We start from the raw sequence: 15,344 nt of genomic DNA on the forward strand, positions 1-15,344 counted from the left end.
GCCTCCCGCGTTGTTACGTCATGTCCGACGCCTATGATTACTTCAAGGCACATGCCGTCGCCGCGGTCCGCAGGGCCCGGTCGCTGCCATTCGGACGCCTCAAGTACAAGCAGCGCACGGTGGCGCGGGTCTATCATCTGCTTGCCAAGGAGGCGGCGTTCGGACCGAACGTCGATCATCTCGACGACTTTCGGGCCGCGCGGAAGGCCGAGCGTCAGATTCAAGACAACAGATAGAACAGGCCGCAGGACAGCAGGATGGTGGCCGGCAGGGTCAGGATCCAGGCTGCCGCAATCATCCACACGGTCCTGCGTTGAACGCCGGCGCCGGAGCCGACCATCGTGCCGGCGATTCCGCCGGTCACCACATGGGTCGTGCTGACGGGGTAGCCCGTGAACCCGGCGAACCCGATCAGGCTCGCGGCGACGAGTTCGGCGGACGCGCCCTGCGCGGGGACGAGATGGGACTTGCCCAGCCTTTCGCCGAGCGTCTTCACGATGCGGCGATAGCCCACCATGGTGCCGAGGCCGAGACAGAGCGCGCTGAGGACTCGGACCCACCAGGGCGCATATTGCACCGTGCGCATGAGCTCGTCATGGGCAGCTTTGGCCTGCTTCCTGTCAGCTTCAGGTGCAGCCTTGTTTGCCTGGACATCGCGCAGTCCTGCGAGCGTATGGTTCAGATCATTGCGGCGCGCGGAACGCTCGTCCGGCGGAATGTCGCTGATGCTGGAGAGGTCCGCCAGGCGCGAGCCGAGCGCCCGCGCCGCAGCCGCGCCGTCGGACTTTCTCGCCCCGCCGGATCGCTCGATCAGGGCGGCGGTCGACTGCATCGCACCCGCAGCCTTGGTGATCTGGTCCCGATTCATCTCGAGGTTCAGGGCGTAGCTCGCAGGCATCAGTCCGATGATGGTCAGCATGATGAGTCCGATGCTCTTCTGGCCGTCATTGGTGCCGTGGGAGAAGGAGACGCCGGTGCAGGTCAGGATCAACAGCCATCGCATCCACCACACCGGAGGTTCGTCGCGCGGCGGCCGCTCGTAGAGCGCCTTCTGGTGCAGGAACAGCCTGAACAGCCGGAACAGGATGAGGGCCAGCACGAAGCCCAGGACCGGCGAGACCAGGAGGGAGCCGAGCACGCTCCAGACCTGGGCCCATTCGATGCCGAGCCCGCCGGCGTCACGCGTGAGCGCGACTTCGAGTGCTATGCCGATCAGCGCGCCGATCAACGCATGCGAGCTCGAATTGGGGATGCCGAAATACCAGGTCCCGACGTTCCACAGGAGCGCCGCGACGAACACGGCGACCAGCAGGCCGGCGGCGAGGCTGCCGTCGGGCGGGGAAAGCACCTCGGGCGGAATCAGCTCGACCAGCGCATAGGCGACCGCGATGCCGCCCGCGATGACGCCGATGAAGTTCATGATGCCGGACCAGACCACCGCGACGACGGGCCGCAACGAATTGGTGTAGATCACGGTTGCGACGGCGTTCGCAGTATCGTGGAAGCCGTTCGAGAACTCGAAGAACAGCACGAGGACGAAGCAAAAGGTGAGGATCGCGATGGTTTCCGGCGATCCTTGCGTCAAATGAGCGAACATGATGTCGGATTTCCAGTGAGCCAGTGAGTTAGCTCTCGCCGGCACGGGACGTTCCGGTGTCATAAAACTTTCGTGGGGCAGGCGTTCGCTTGCGCAACCGTCATTGCGAGCCACCAGTTCCGCGCGAAGCGCCACCCGATGACACGGCTAGTCGGACGCCGACCGCGCCGAGACACTGCCGCTGGTGCGATCGCCCCGTCCGGTATCGAGCCGGTAGAGCGCGGCGGCGCCGGCGCACAGGACCAGGATGATGACGATGAGCGCGATCGCGTTGGCCTTGCTCATGATGGGAAATCTCCTGCAGGGTTCATCGCCCAAGCGTCCTCGGCGGTCGCCGGTTCCACGAATTTTTGGTGACGGCGGCGCCTGCCACGATTTGGCACCGGAGGATGGGCGGAGCACAGCGATACCATCGATGCCCGACGGCAAGGCACGCAACAGCGCGCTGACGAACCGCGATCGGGTTCGCCACGGATCATCGCCCGCAGTCGCCGCTCACAGCGGCGTCTCGCGGTATTCGCGGTTGGCGAGGCTCGCCTCTTCCAGGTCGAGGTCGCGCTCGATCCGCCGCCGGCTCTCGTCGGTGATCTTGCCGTCGCGCAGCAGCACATGGACGAATTTGCGCTCCGCCGCGATCAATTCCCGCGTCAGCTCGGTGCCTTCCGCGGAGACGTCGTGCGCGTCGGGATCGAGCGAGTCCGGCAGCTGGCTCGCGCGGATCTCGTGACGGGCGCGCAACACCTTGACGACCTCGTCGGAAATCTCGCGCTGCTCGGTGATGGCATCGAGCGATTTCAGCGCGGCCTCCAATGCCTCGCGCCGCGCCGCGATCTCGGCGCCGTGCTCGGCGACATGCTCGCCCCGCGCGGCGTCGGCGACGCCGAGCCACCGCACCACGATCGGCAGGCTGAGCCCGAGCCCCACCAGCGTGATGAAGATGACGCCGAAGGCGACGAACAGGATCAGGTCGCGGTGCGGGAACGGGCTGCCGTCGTCCAGCGCGAACGGCAGCGCGAGCGCTGCGGCGAGCGAGACGGCGCCGCGCACGCCGGCGAAGGACAGGATGAACACCCAGCGCCAGGGCGGCGACGGATCGCGCTCGCGCAGGCTCCTGCTGAAGACTCGCGGCAGATAGGTCGCGGGGTAGACCCAGACGAAGCGCGCGATGATGACGATCGCCGTCACCAGCGCGATCGCGACCAGGATCTCCTGCAGCGGGAACGCCTTCGATTTCTCGAACAGCGAGCGCATCTGGAAGCCAGTCAGCAGGAACAGAAGGCCCTCGATCAGGTAGATCACGAGGTCCCAGAAGAAGATGCCCTGCAACCGCGTCGCCGAGGAGATCCAGAGCGGGCCGTTCCAGCTCATGTAGAGGCCGCAGGCCACGGCTGCGATCACGCCGGAGCCTCCGAGATGCTCGGGAACCCAGTAGGCGAGATAGGGCGTGATCAACGACAGCGTGATCTCGGCCCGCGGCTCGCGGGCATAATGTCGCAGCCGCAGGCTGGCCCATCCGACGAACGCGCCGTACAGCACCTCGCCGATGACGATGCCGCCAAACATGCCAAGCGCCTTCGGCAGCGAGAACATGCCGGTTGCGATCGCGACGGTTGCAAAACGATAGAGGATCAGCGCGGTGGCGTCATTGGCGAGCCCCTCGCCCTCCAGCACGACGAGAATGCGACGGGGGATGCCGAGCCGGCGGGCGATCGCGAGCGGGGCGACCGCGTCGGGCGGCGCAACGATGGCACCGAGCAGGAACCCGACATCCCAGGGCAGACCGATCACGTAATGGGAGACGGCGGCGACCGCGCCCGCGGTGAAGATGACGCATCCGACCGCGAGCAGGATGATCGGCCGCAGATTGTGCCGGAACTCGCGCCAGCTCATCGCGACGCTCGCCGAATAGATCAGGGGCGGCAGCACCAGGAGCAGCACGACCTGCGGCGGCAGCTCCAGCGGCGGCATGCCGGGCACGAAGGCGAGACCGATGCCGGCCACCATCAGGAGAATCGCCGGCGCGATGTCGACCCTGCGGGCCAGCACCGCGGTGCCTGCCAGCACCGCGAGCAGGATCAGCAGGATCTGGAACGTGGCTTCCATCTCCGCGCGATGCGGTCACTCGCGCAGGTCGTAGCGATAGGATTTCGAGACGATCTGCCAGCCGTCGGCGAGCTTCATCGCCACTAGATAGTCGGTGAAATAGCGCGGCGGCAACTGGCAGCGCACCTTGATGAAGGCGGTGGCGTCGTCGGAGCGATCGATGGTGACGATGAAATCCTCCCGCGGCTTGCCCTCGGCCTTGCCGGAGGGACGCTTGCGGACCCAGGCGAGCCAATCCGGCACGGTGAGGATCTTGAGTTCCCCTTTTTCCACCCAGCGCAGGTCGGCCGAGGGATGGAACGCGGCGGCGAGCTTGTCGGCGTCGCCCTCATACAGCCCGTCGAAATAGGTTTGCACCACGGCTTCGACGCTGGAACGGTCGCTCATGGTATCGGGACCCCTTTGCTGATGTGTCGATCAAATCTTGGCCGGAAAATCGTGATTGGCAAGGCCGAACCAGTGGTGGCGCGTCGGTACCAATGACCATGGGGCGGTGTATGCTGCCAGAGCATCGTGAGACCTGCGTGACGAGGCTCACAAGCCGCAGGCTCCTGTTCTGATAGCCGTATTGGGTGCGAGGTTCGAGAGGTCGTGATGTCCGGATTTGGCAAATGGTGCGGGTTCCTGCTGGCGGCCGTGCTCGCGTTGTTGTCGCAGCCGGCGCTGGCCAGCAAGCGCGTGGCGCTGGTGCTCGCCAATGCGAACTATCAGAACGCGGGACAGCTTGCCAATCCCGTCAACGACGGCGCGCTGATGGCCGACACCTTCCGGAACGCCGGCTTCGACGTCGTCGATGCCCGTTTCAACCTCACCGCCCTGGACACGCGGCGCACGCTGCGCGAATTCGCCGACCGCGCCCAGGATGCCGATATCGCGATCGTCTATTACGCCGGCCATGGCCTCGAGGTCGACGGCCAGAACTATCTGATTCCGGTCGATGCCCGGCTCGAGCGTGACACCGACGTGTTCGATGAGGCCTTCTCCCTCGATCGCGTGATGGTCGCGGTCGAGCCGGCCAAGCAGCTCCGGCTCGTCATTCTCGACGCCTGCCGCGACAATCCGTTCGCCAAGAGCATGAAGCGCACGGTCGCGACCCGTGCTGTCGGACTCGGGCTTGCCAAGATCGAGCCGTCCAGCCCGAACACGCTGGTCGCCTATTCGGCGCGCGCCGGTTCCACCGCGCAGGACGGCGCCGGTCGCAACAGCCCGTTCACGATCGCGCTGGCCAGGCATCTGCCCACGCCGGGGCTCGACGTGCGCAAGGCGTTCGGTTTCGTGCGCGATGACGTGTTGAAGGCGACCGCCAATCGGCAGGAGCCGTTCGTCTATGGCTCGCTCGGCGGCGACGATCTGCCACTGGTGCCGGGCATGCCGAAGGTGGTGCCGCAGGTGCAGAGCATTCCCAATCCGCAGGCCGAGATACGCCACGACTACGAGCTGGCGCTGCAGGTCGGCAACAGGGCCGCATTCGAGGCATTTCTCACGCAGCACCCGGATGGCTTCTACGCGAGCCTCGCCAAGCTGCAGCTCGACAAGATCACGGCGGAAGCGGCGCACGCGGCGGCCATCGCCAAGGCGCAGGTCGCCGAGCAGGAGCGCGCCCGGCTCGCCACCGAAGGCGCGCGCAAGGAAGCCCAGGCCAAGGCGGACGCCGATGCCAAAGCGGCCGAGGCGGCGCAGGCCGCCGCCGAGAAGGCCAAGCAGGCTGCTCAGGACCAGGCGGCCGCAGCCGAACGCAGGCGCGCCGACAAGGCGGCGCTGGAGGACGCGCCGGCGCCGCCCGCCAACGGAGAGACGGGCTCGCCGCGGGCGACCGCCGACAAGTCCACCCAGGTCGCCTCCCTGAGCGAGGGCGTGCCGCAAGCCGATCTCGCCAGATCCGAGCAGGCGGAGTTGCGGCGGGTCGGCTGTCTCACCACCGATGCCGATGGCGACTGGAACGCGGCCTCGCAGCGCTCGCTGTCGCAGTTCAATCGCTATGCCGGCACGAAATTCGACACCAAGGCGGCCTCCGGCGATGCGCTCGACGCCATCCGGCAGAAGACCTCGCGTGTCTGCCCGCTCAAATGCGACCACGGCTACCAGGCCGACGGCGACCGATGCGCGAAGATCGTCTGTGCCGAGGGCTCGTTCCTCAACGACGACAGTGAATGCGAGAAGCGCCGGGCCAGGACCAAGGACACCGCCAAGCGCGACGATGAGGACCGCCGCGCCCGTCGCGCGCGGGCCGAGCGCCAGGACCGCGACGACCGGCAGGATCGCCAAGATCGCCAAGATCGCTACGACCGCGCGCCGGTCGAGCGGCCGAATTTCGGCCCCGGTTACAGCGCGGGTCTTCCAGCTCCGCCGCAACCACCCGCTGCGCCGCGACGCTCGCAAGCGCAAGGATCGGGACAGATCTTCTGCGATGGTTTCCACTGCCGTCCGGTCAACCCCGGCTGCCACATCGAGGACAATGCGCAGCTCGCGACGCGGGCGAGCAGCGGCCTCGCCGAGGTCTGTCGCTGAACGTGCGCGTTCAGCTCGAGATCGCGCTGGCAGCGATGTTGACCATCAGCGCGACCAGGGCGGTGTTGTAGACGAATGAGATGATGCCGTGGACGGTCGCGGTGCGGCGGATGATCCTGTCGGTGATGCCGACATCGGAGACCTGTGCGGTCATGCCGATCACGAAGGAGAAATAGACGAAGTCCCAGTAGTCGGCATGATCGTGCTTGTCGCCACTCGGGAACTGCAGCCCGCCCGGCTTCGTGCCGCGGTAATATTCATGGGCATAGTGCAGGGCGAAGGCGGTATGTACGGCCGCCCAGGTCAGCGCGATGGTGGCGGTGGCGATCGTCAGCTCCGCCGCGCCGCGGTGCGAGGCGCCGAGCTCGAACACGATCGCGGCGATCGAGGCGAAGGCACCAAGGGTAGCGACCATCAGGATCACGAAGCGGCCGTCGTCCTGCCGCGCGGCGTTGTAGCGGATGCGCCCGTGCTCGCTGCCGAACAGCATCATGAGGTAGACGAGGATCAGGTATAGCGCGATGAAGCTGTCCCAGCCGATCAGCGCCCGAGTGACGCCGCGGAAAGACGCCGGCAGCAGCAGGGCGGTGAGGACTCCAATCGCGGCCGAGATGAAGGTCCGCGGGCGCGATCTGACGATGCGGATCGGTCTCGGCAATCGCCGAAACCGGGCCAGGCGCTGCTCGAACTCATCGCTGGCCATGTTCCCCCCGGCGCCTGGAGCGCTAGTTTTTGCGCTCCGCGACGAAGCGCGCGGCGGCGCGCAGCACCTCGCCCCGGGCGCCGAACATCGAGAGCGCCGCGTCGCCACGGGCGAGCAGGTCACGCACGCGCTGCTTGGCGCCCTCGATGCCGAGCTGGGTGACGAAGGTGGTCTTGCCGAGCTCCGCATCCGCGCCGGCGGGCTTGCCCAGGGTCGCGGCGTCGCTTTCGACGTCGAGCAGGTCGTCGGCGATCTGGAAGGCTTCGCCGAGCGCGCGGCCGAAATCGTCGAGCGCCTGGTATTCGCTTCGAGAGGCCTGCCCGAGAATCGCACCCGCGATGCAGCCGAAACGCAGCAGCGCCCCGGTCTTCATCTGCTGCAGCCGCGCCACGTCGACCGGCTCGCGGTCGCCGAACCGGCCCTCGCCGGCGAGGTCCAGCATCTGGCCGCCGGCCATGCCGCCGATTCCGGCGGCACGCGCCAGCGCCCGGGTCAGCAGCAGCCGGACCGTGGGCTCGGAATGGATCTCGTCGCGGGTGACGATATCGAAGGCAATTGTGAGCAGCGCGTCGCCGGCCAGGATCGCGGTGGCATCGTCATAGGCCTTGTGCAGAGTGGGACGGCCGCGGCGCAGGTCGCTGTTGTCCATCGCCGGCAGGTCGTCATGGATCAGGGAATAGCAGTGGATGCATTCGAGGGCTGCGCCCGCGAGCAGCGCCGCCTCGTATTTTACGCCGAACACCGCCGCGCTCTCGACCACCAGGAACGGCCGCAGCCGCTTGCCGCCGCCAAGGCTCGAATAGCGCATCGCCTCGATCAGCCGCTTCGGGCGGACGATCTCGTCGGGCAGGGGCGCATCCGCCAGCAATTGCGCGAGCTGGGCTTCGGTATCCTCCGCGGTCTTGTCCAGTCGCTTGCCAAAATCGGTCGGGCTGGGGGCAGTCATCCAGTGGGCTCCAAGGGATCCAAGTCAAATGCGGGCGGACAATCGTTGATGAACGGGGCTTCGTCAATCGCGCGGCGACGCGCGAAAAGGCCCCAAACTGCGCGATAATCCGGGGAATGATGGCCGAGATACCAGCAAGCGAAGCGAACGATCTGTGCGGCGCGCCACGGTCCCAGGCCCGGACATTCGTCTCGCGCCTGTTGCGGGGCCTGCTGCTGGTTCTGCTGGTTGCGCTCGCCCTGCCCTATATGCTGACGCTCTTCTACCGGGTCGGCCATCCGGTTTCGGCGCCGATGGCGTGGCGGGCGGTGATGGGAGTGCCGGTGCAGCGGCAGTGGATCGATTTCGCGGAGATCTCTCCTTACCTGCCACGCTCGGTGGTGGCGTCCGAGGACGCGCATTTCTGCAGCCATCACGGCATCGATTGGGGCGCGCTGCACGAGGCCATTCTGGACGCCGAGGATGGCGAAGACCTGCGCGGCGCCTCCACCATCACCCAGCAGGTAGCCAAGAACCTCTTCTTGTGGCCGCTGCCGGGAGTGGTCCGCAAGCTGTTCGAGTTTCCGCTGGCGCTGTGGATCGATGCGGTGCTGCCCAAGGAGCGCATTCTCGAAATCTACCTGAACGTCGCAGAGCTCGGCCCCGCAGGCCAGTTCGGCGCGGAGGCCGGCAGCTTCTATGCGTTCGGCCGCTCGGCCGCGACGCTGTCGCCGCGCGAGGCGGCGCTGCTCGCGGCCATCCTGCCCAATCCGCATCTGCGCAGCGCCCGCAATCCCGGTCCGGGCGTGCGGCGCCTGGCCGGAACCTACATGGCGCGCGCGCAAGCCGCGGGTCTCTCGCGGTGCTGGGACGAAGTTCGGCGATATTGAGCGCATTTTCGCGCTGCTTTGCGATCCGATGGCCCTAGCTTTACCCAGGCCCATCCTCTATAAGCGCGGCCTTGACTGGCATCCCAGTCCGCGCGCCGTGGCCGCTGCCGCGCACGGTCGGACGATGCCCCAAAAGACACCCCTAGAGGACAACCGTTATGGCCGTTCCCAGACGAAAGACTTCGCCGTCGCGCCGTGGCATGCGCCGCTCGGCCGATGCGATCAAGAAGCCCGCCTATGTCGAGGACAAGGATTCCGGCGAGCTGCGCCGTCCGCATCACCTCGACCTGAAGACGGGCATGTACAAGGGACGGCAGGTCCTCAAGAAAAAGGAATCGTGAAGGCAGAAGTCTGGCGGCGGAGCCGTCCTGCCCGAATTCGGCCAACGATTGGGGTAGAACAGTTCTAAGCGGCGAGGCTCGGCGAGCGTTGCCGTCGCGTTTGCGGAACAAGCGCTGATTTCTCCTTTGCTCCGAAGGCCCCGCCCCGATGTCCATGGTCGGTTTTCCGCTGCTTCTGATTCCGCTCGCGGTCTACAACATCATCGCTTTTCTGATGCCCAGCGTGTCGTTTGGCGACACGCTGTTCAAACTGCCGCTGGTGTCGCACGTGCTGTGGCCGGTGACGCTGAGCGACATCCTGCTGACCGTCGGCGTCTTGTTGCTGCTGCTCGAGATCGTCAAGGCGGCCCGGCCCGGCGCGAAATACATCACCGACCACCTGCTGTCGCTGGTGGTGTTCGGCTGCGCGGCAGCCGAGTTCGTGATGTGGCCTAAATTCGGCACGTCGACCTATTTCCTGCTGACGCTGCTGTCGCTGACGGATTTCCTGACCGGGATTTCGCTGCGGGCGCGGCGGCCCGCGCCGGTCGCACCCGCCACTATCCAGCGGCAGGCCGTGCCGCCTTCGGCACCGGAGGTCGAGCCTCCGACCGCGCCGGCCCAAGCGACCGAACACCTGCCGGCTGCGCCCGTTGCCGAGCCTGTCGGGGAACCCGCGGATTTTCCAGAACCCGCACCTCCGGCAGCTGCCGCGCCGGTCGCGCGCGAACCGGCGCCAGAGCCGGCTCCCGAGCCAAAGAGCTCGACACGGTCGGCCGCTTCGGTTGCCGAATCGGTGCTGATGAATCACCCGGCGCGGCGGTCCGCACAGCCGGACGGCGTCCCGAATGGGACGCCCGCCGTTGCCGGAAGCGAGGCCTCGTCCGATGTGGTTTCCCCGGAGCTGCAGCCGGAAAGCCACGCGCCGGAGCCGCCGCAGCAGCACTGATCGGCTCAGGCGATCTGCCGCATCCTGAGGCCGGACCGTGGCGCTTTGCGCTGGCCCGCGCCATAGGCACTGAGCGCGTCGGCCGGCGCGGCGCGGCGATACACCCGTGTCTGCGGCAACTGCTCGGCCGTCGCGATCAATTGTGCGACGAAAGTCGGGTCGGGACGGGACAGCGGCGCAAGGCTGGCGCATTGCGTTCGCACCGCGAGCGGCATCAATGCCGTGCAGGCGGTTTCGAGGTCGCGGTCATCCGCACTCGGCTCTGGTTGGTCGTTCCTTAACATCGCAAACCGACATCCGGTTGAACTGTCACGTTTCGAGACGTTCGCGCCCGCGCGACTTCAGGACTGGCAATCGCCATGCCGATGATTTGTCGGCCTCCGTGCGACATGGTTTCCCAAATATTTATCAAGTTTACCTAGGGTTGGCACCTCAAGACCCCTTATCCTGCAGATCGAGAATCATCGGCCCTGTGCCAAAACGAGGCGACCGTGACGTCCCAGGCCCCGCAGACCTCGACCATCCTCGCTTCGCTCGGCCAGGCCGCCTTCGTCTGGGACATTGGCAGCGACGCCATGGTCTGGACCGATCAGGTCGGCGCCGTGTTTCCGGACATCGCGCCCGAAGCGCTGTCGAGCGGGAAGGCGTTCTCCGCGCTGATCGAGCCCGAGCGATCGATCAGGACCGACGCGCTTGCCCATCCGCCCCTGCATGGCCGCGACGGCACGCCCTACCGGATCGAATATGGGGTTCGCTCCAGCACGTCGGCGCCCCTGCTCTGGATCGAGGAGACCGGCTGCTGGTTTGCCGGCCCCGACGGCCGGCCGGCGCGTGCCCACGGCATCGTCCGCGTCAACAACGAGCGCCATGCCCGCGACGAACAGCTCCTGAAGCTGTCACGTCATGATCCGCTGACCGGCGAGCTGAACCGCACCCATCTGATCGCGGCCCTTGCCGCGGCTGTCGCGGAGGCGCAGCGCTTCCGCGCGACCTGCGCCTTTTTGCTGATCGGGATCGATCGGCTGGCGCGCATCAACGAGGCCTTCGGCTTCGACGTCGCCGATGCCGTCATCTCGGAGATCGCCGCACGCATCCGCGCGCGCCTGCGCGGCGGCGACGTGCTCGGCCGCTTTTCCGGCAACAAGTTCGGATTGATCCTGAAGAACTGCACTGTCGACGACATGAACGTCGCGGCGGAACGCTTTCTCGCCCGTGTCCGCGACGATGTGGTGCCGACCAGGTCCGGCCCCGTCTCGGTCACCGCCTCGATCGGCGCGGTCAGCGTGCCGCGCCATGCGCGCAGCGCTGACGAGGCGATCAACCGCGCGCAGGAGGCACTCGACGGCGTCAAGCGCCGGCGCGCCGGCTCGTTCGTCGTGTGGCGGCCCAATGTCGAACGTGACGCGCAACGCCGCGTCAATATCCGCGTCACCGATGAGATCGTCACCGCGCTGAACGAGCGGCGCATCGTGCTGGCGTTCGAGCCCGTGGTCGAACTCGGCTCGCGCACCCGCGCGTTCCACGAGTGCCTGGTCCGCATGGAGCAGGCCGACGGACGGGTTCTGCTGGCGCCCGACATCGTGCCTGTCGCAGAACGGCTCGGCCTGATCCGGCTGGTCGATCATCGCGTGCTCGAACTCGTGATCGCCGAGCTCGCGGCCGCGCCCGGCGTCGAGCTCAGCCTCAACATCTCTCCCGACACCACGATGGATCCGGACTGGTGGGCCTCGATCGAATCGCTGATGCGCGCGCATCCGGGCGTCGCCGAGCGCCTGATCGTCGAGATCACCGAGACGGTGGCAATCCAGGATGTCGACGGCCTGCGCGGCTTCGTCGCGCGGCTGAAGAATTTCGGCAGCCGGATCGCGATCGACGATTTCGGCGCCGGCTACACCTCGTTCCGGAATCTGCGCAAGCTCGGGGTGGACATCGTCAAGATCGACGGCGCCTTCGTGCAGAACATCGTGCATGCCGCCGACGATCGCGCCTTCGTGCAGACGCTGATCGACCTTTCGCGCCGGCTCGGGATCAAGACGGTTGCCGAATGGGTTCAGGACGAGGCCTCGGCAGCTCTGCTGCACGACTGGGGCTGTGACTACATCCAGGGACGTCTGATCGGGCTCGCCTCCGCCGTGCGGCCATGGCAGATCCCGAGCGGCGAAGCCGCGACGGCGACGAGATAGTTTCGTTCGCAGAGAGGCGACGCAGCTACTCCTCGGTCTTCGGCGGCTCCTTCGACATCCGCTCGAGCCGGTCCTGCATCTCCTTCATCTGGCGGCGAAGCTCGTCGATATTGTCCTCTCCGCCTGCGCCTTCCGGCTTCTTCTCGCCGTCCACGGCATTGCCGCCGCGTGCCGGTGTGAACGGCTTGAACATCGAGAAGGTCTGCTGGAAGAGCTCCATGTTGCGGCGAACCTGCTCCTCGAGCGGGGCGAAGGGGGTGCCAGAGAACGTGTCCGCGATCTGCTTGCGGAATTTCTCCTGCTCGCGCGTCAGCGTGTCGATCGACTGCTCGAGATATTTCGGCACCACCCTCTGCATGCTGTCGCCGTAGAAGCGGATCAGCTGCCTGAGAAAGGTGGTCGGCAGCAGGTTCTGCCCGGCCTTGTTCTCCTGCTCGAAGATGATCTGCGCGAGAACCGAGCGGGTGATGTCGTCGCCGCTCTTGGCATCGTAGACGAGGAAATCCTCGCCCTCCTTCACCATCGCGGCCAGATCCTCCAATGTCACGTAGGTAGAGGTCCCGGTATTATACAGCCTCCGGTTTGCGTATTTCTTGATTGTCGTGGGTTGGTCAGTTTTTGCCATGGGTCACACATGCAAACCGGAAAAACGGGAACCCCGACGGCACCGCCGGCGGGAGACGGGCAACGCAACGAAATAAAATAAGCATTTCCAATTGCGTTCGGCTACCGTTTTGTGCGCCACGGTTAATTTAAAAGCATGGCGGCGCTCAGGAATTGCCCAGGAGCGCCATTTTTGAATGCGGCGCGGCACGAATCCGGCCCTCGGCCGATTGACATGCCTCAACGACGTTAACAGGATGGCGGACGAGATTGGCCTGCCACTCAGCGCGCTTATATTGCCTTACGATTGCAGGCCACCACCCACTCAGGTCCTTCAAAGCCCAGGAGATGTCCATGTCAGACGATGTCGTCATCGTCAGCGCCGCCCGCACCCCGGTCGGCAGTTTCAACGGCGCGTTTGCCACCATGCCAGCCCACGATCTCGGTGCCGTCGCCATCAAGGCCGTGCTAGAGCGCGCCGGCGTCGAAGCGGGACAGGTGTCCGAGGTGATCATGGGCCAGATCCTGACCGCGGCCCAGGGTCAGAATCCGGCCCGCCAGGCTTCGATCTCCGCCGGCATTCCGGTGGAAAGCCCGGCCTGGGGAGTGAACCAGCTCTGCGGTTCGGGCCTGCGCGCGGTGGCGCTCGGCTACCAGGCGCTGATGAACGGCGACTCCGACGTCGTGGTCGCCGGCGGCCAGGAATCGATGAGCATGGCCCCCCACGCGCAATATCTGCGCGGCGGCGTCAAGATGGGCGGCATCGAGTTCGTCGACACCATGATCAGGGACGGCCTGTGGGACGCCTTCAACGGTTATCACATGGGCAACACCGCCGAGAACGTCGCCAAGCAGTACCAGATCACCCGCGCGCAGCAGGACGAGTTCGCCGTCTCTTCGCAGCAGAAGGCCGAGGCGGCCCAGAAGGCCGGCAGGTTCAAGGAGGAGATCGTCCCGGTCACCATCAAGACCCGCAAGGGCGACGTGGTGGTCGACGCCGACGAATATCCGCGCCATGGCGCCACGCTGGAAGCGATGGCCAAGCTGCGGCCGGCGTTCGAGAAGGACGGCACCGTCACCGCCGGCAGCGCGTCCGGCATCAATGACGGCGCCGCCGCGGTGGTGCTGATGACCGCCAGGCAGGCGGCCAAGGAAGGCAAGAAGCCGCTCGCGCGGATCGTCTCCTGGGCCCACGCCGGCGTCGATCCGAAGATCATGGGCACGGGCCCGATTCCGTCCTCGCGCGCGGCGCTGAAGAAGGCCGGCTGGAACATCGCCGACCTCGACCTGATCGAGGCCAACGAGGCCTTCGCGGCGCAGGCCTGCGCGGTCAACAAGGACCTCGGCTGGGATACCTCGAAGGTCAACGTCAATGGCGGGGCGATCGCCATCGGCCACCCGATCGGCGCCTCGGGAGCGCGCGTCCTGGTCACGCTGCTGCACGAGATGCAGAAGCGCGACGCCAAGAAGGGCCTGGCGACGCTCTGCATCGGCGGCGGCATGGGTATCGCGATGTGCATCGCACGCGACTAAAACTTCGGCGATTTGCGAAATAATACCTCTTCGCACCCGCACACCCGTCGCTTAGAAACGCCCGGACGCCGTTCCGGGCGTTTTGTTCTTGATGCTCGTCAAATCACTCGCATAATCCATGGTTAAGTAACAACTCAGTTCCAGCGAAGGGAAGGACACGTCATGGCACGGGTTGCGTTGGTCACGGGAGGGACGCGGGGAATCGGCGCGGCGATCTGCAAGGCGCTGCACGACGCCGGCTACAAGGTAGCCGCCAATTATGCGGGCAACGATGCGGCGGCGGAGAAATTCAAGACCGAGACCGGTATCGCCGTCTACAAATGGGACGTCAGCTCGTTCGACGCGTGCGCCGACGGCGTCAAGAAGGTCGAGGCCGATCTCGGCCCGGTCGAGGTGCTGATCAACAATGCCGGCATCACGCGCGACACGGCCTTTCACAAGATGACGCTCGAGCAATGGAATGCCGTGATCAATACCAATCTCGGCTCGCTGTTCAACATGACGCGCCAGGTGATCGAGGGCATGCGCGGGCGCAAGTTCGGCCGCGTCATCAACATTTCGTCGATCAACGGGCAGAAGGGCCAGTTCGGCCAGGTCAACTATTCGGCGGCGAAGGCCGGCGACATCGGCTTCACCAAGGCGCTGGCGCTGGAGAACGCCAAGGGCGGCATCACGGTCAACGCGATCTGTCCGGGCTACATCAATACCGAGATGGTGCAGGCGGTGCCGAAGGACGTGCTGGAGAAGGCCATCCTGCCGCTGATCCCGATCGGCCGGCTCGGTGAGCCCGAGGAGATCGCGCGCGCGGTGGTGTTTCTCGCCTCCGACGAGGCCGGCGCCATCACCGGCTCGACGCTGACCATCAATGGCGGCCAGTACATGGCCTGATGTTCACGGCTCCCACGCTGCCGGCGCGAGCTCGAAGCCCGCGAACTCGAAGCCCGGCGCGACGGTGCAGCCGACCAGCGTCCAGTCGCCGGTCGTCTGCGCGCTCTGCCAGGCCGACGCCGGCACGATCGCCTGCGGGCGC

The 15,344-nt window shown here is 66.2% G+C and carries 17 protein-coding genes; 8 read left to right on the forward strand and 9 right to left on the reverse strand.

Annotation, left to right across the window (positions count from 1 at the left end):
- Window positions 1-20: 20 nt before the first annotated feature.
- Entirely contained in the window at window positions 21-236 is a 216-nt protein-coding gene (locus tag JOY90_RS12295) for a hypothetical protein (RefSeq protein ID WP_291691416.1), read from the forward strand.
- Here JOY90_RS12295 and JOY90_RS12300 read toward each other — a convergent pair.
- The 4 genes from JOY90_RS12300 to JOY90_RS12315 form a co-directional block, all read right to left on the reverse strand.
- Entirely contained in the window at window positions 221-1,597 is a 1,377-nt protein-coding gene (locus JOY90_RS12300) for an inorganic phosphate transporter (protein ID WP_291691405.1), read from the reverse strand. The genes JOY90_RS12295 and JOY90_RS12300 overlap by 16 nt on opposite strands.
- Window positions 1,598-1,744: 147 nt before the next feature.
- Window positions 1,745-1,882: a hypothetical protein gene (locus JOY90_RS12305; protein WP_291691406.1), complete on the reverse strand. Its 138-nt coding sequence runs from the start codon at window positions 1,880-1,882 to the stop codon at window positions 1,745-1,747.
- Between the two features lie 210 nt (window positions 1,883-2,092).
- Complete coding sequence (locus JOY90_RS12310) at window positions 2,093-3,700, reverse strand: Na+/H+ antiporter (protein ID WP_291691407.1); 1,608 nt, start codon at window positions 3,698-3,700, stop codon at window positions 2,093-2,095.
- Between the two features lie 15 nt (window positions 3,701-3,715).
- The gene (locus JOY90_RS12315) at window positions 3,716-4,087 is read right to left on the reverse strand and encodes a nuclear transport factor 2 family protein (protein WP_291691408.1); all 372 of its coding nucleotides are present in this window, start codon (window positions 4,085-4,087) and stop codon (window positions 3,716-3,718) included.
- 207 nt (window positions 4,088-4,294) lie between these two features.
- Between JOY90_RS12315 and JOY90_RS12320 the strand changes: the two genes are divergently transcribed.
- Window positions 4,295-6,208, forward strand: a complete 1,914-nt coding sequence (locus JOY90_RS12320) for a caspase family protein (protein ID WP_291691409.1) — start codon at window positions 4,295-4,297, stop codon at window positions 6,206-6,208.
- 10 nt (window positions 6,209-6,218) lie between these two features.
- Here JOY90_RS12320 and JOY90_RS12325 read toward each other — a convergent pair whose 3' ends face one another.
- Window positions 6,219-6,911, reverse strand: coding sequence for a DUF1345 domain-containing protein (locus tag JOY90_RS12325; RefSeq protein ID WP_291691410.1), 693 nt, complete (start codon window positions 6,909-6,911; stop codon window positions 6,219-6,221).
- Between the two features lie 22 nt (window positions 6,912-6,933).
- The gene (locus JOY90_RS12330) at window positions 6,934-7,857 is read right to left on the reverse strand and encodes a polyprenyl synthetase family protein (protein ID WP_291691411.1); all 924 of its coding nucleotides are present in this window, start codon (window positions 7,855-7,857) and stop codon (window positions 6,934-6,936) included.
- A gap of 248 nt (window positions 7,858-8,105) precedes the next feature.
- Here JOY90_RS12330 and JOY90_RS12335 point away from each other — a divergent pair, with 248 nt between their 5' ends.
- The 3 genes from JOY90_RS12335 (at window position 8,106) to JOY90_RS12345 (ending at window position 9,995) form a co-directional block, all read left to right on the forward strand.
- Window positions 8,106-8,726, forward strand: coding sequence for a transglycosylase domain-containing protein (locus JOY90_RS12335; RefSeq protein ID WP_291691417.1), 621 nt, complete (start codon window positions 8,106-8,108; stop codon window positions 8,724-8,726).
- Between the two features lie 158 nt (window positions 8,727-8,884).
- Complete coding sequence (gene rpmF, locus JOY90_RS12340; RefSeq protein ID WP_027514553.1) at window positions 8,885-9,067, forward strand: 50S ribosomal protein L32; 183 nt, start codon at window positions 8,885-8,887, stop codon at window positions 9,065-9,067.
- Window positions 9,068-9,215: 148 nt separating this feature from the next.
- A complete protein-coding gene (locus tag JOY90_RS12345; protein ID WP_367276917.1) occupies window positions 9,216-9,995 on the forward strand; it encodes a hypothetical protein in 780 nt (259 codons plus the stop codon).
- Window positions 9,996-10,000: 5 nt separating this feature from the next.
- On the opposite strand, the gene JOY90_RS12350 is transcribed toward JOY90_RS12345, so the two are convergent.
- Window positions 10,001-10,210 (reverse strand): hypothetical protein, encoded by a 210-nt coding sequence (locus JOY90_RS12350; RefSeq protein WP_291691419.1) that lies wholly within the window; start codon window positions 10,208-10,210, stop codon window positions 10,001-10,003.
- Between the two features lie 276 nt (window positions 10,211-10,486).
- Here JOY90_RS12350 and JOY90_RS12355 point away from each other — a divergent pair, with 276 nt between their 5' ends.
- Window positions 10,487-12,178 (forward strand): bifunctional diguanylate cyclase/phosphodiesterase, encoded by a 1,692-nt coding sequence (locus tag JOY90_RS12355; RefSeq protein ID WP_291691412.1) that lies wholly within the window; start codon window positions 10,487-10,489, stop codon window positions 12,176-12,178.
- 25 nt (window positions 12,179-12,203) lie between these two features.
- On the opposite strand, the gene phaR is transcribed toward JOY90_RS12355, so the two are convergent.
- A complete protein-coding gene (phaR, locus tag JOY90_RS12360) occupies window positions 12,204-12,803 on the reverse strand; it encodes a polyhydroxyalkanoate synthesis repressor PhaR (RefSeq protein WP_291691413.1) in 600 nt (199 codons plus the stop codon).
- A 332-nt stretch (window positions 12,804-13,135) separates the two neighbouring features.
- Here phaR and JOY90_RS12365 point away from each other — a divergent pair, with 332 nt between their 5' ends.
- A complete protein-coding gene (locus JOY90_RS12365; RefSeq protein ID WP_291691414.1) occupies window positions 13,136-14,314 on the forward strand; it encodes an acetyl-CoA C-acetyltransferase in 1,179 nt (392 codons plus the stop codon).
- Between the two features lie 162 nt (window positions 14,315-14,476).
- Window positions 14,477-15,202 (forward strand): acetoacetyl-CoA reductase, encoded by a 726-nt coding sequence (phbB, locus tag JOY90_RS12370; RefSeq protein WP_291691415.1) that lies wholly within the window; start codon window positions 14,477-14,479, stop codon window positions 15,200-15,202.
- Between the two features lie 3 nt (window positions 15,203-15,205).
- Here the strand turns inward: phbB and JOY90_RS12375 are convergent.
- Window positions 15,206-15,344, reverse strand: a 139-nt coding sequence (locus JOY90_RS12375) for a cupin domain-containing protein (protein ID WP_291691420.1), incomplete at its 5' end; no start/stop codon positions are given.

It is taken from the genome of Bradyrhizobium sp., from assembly GCF_019242285.1.
Classification (GTDB): Bacteria; Pseudomonadota; Alphaproteobacteria; order Rhizobiales; family Xanthobacteraceae; genus Bradyrhizobium.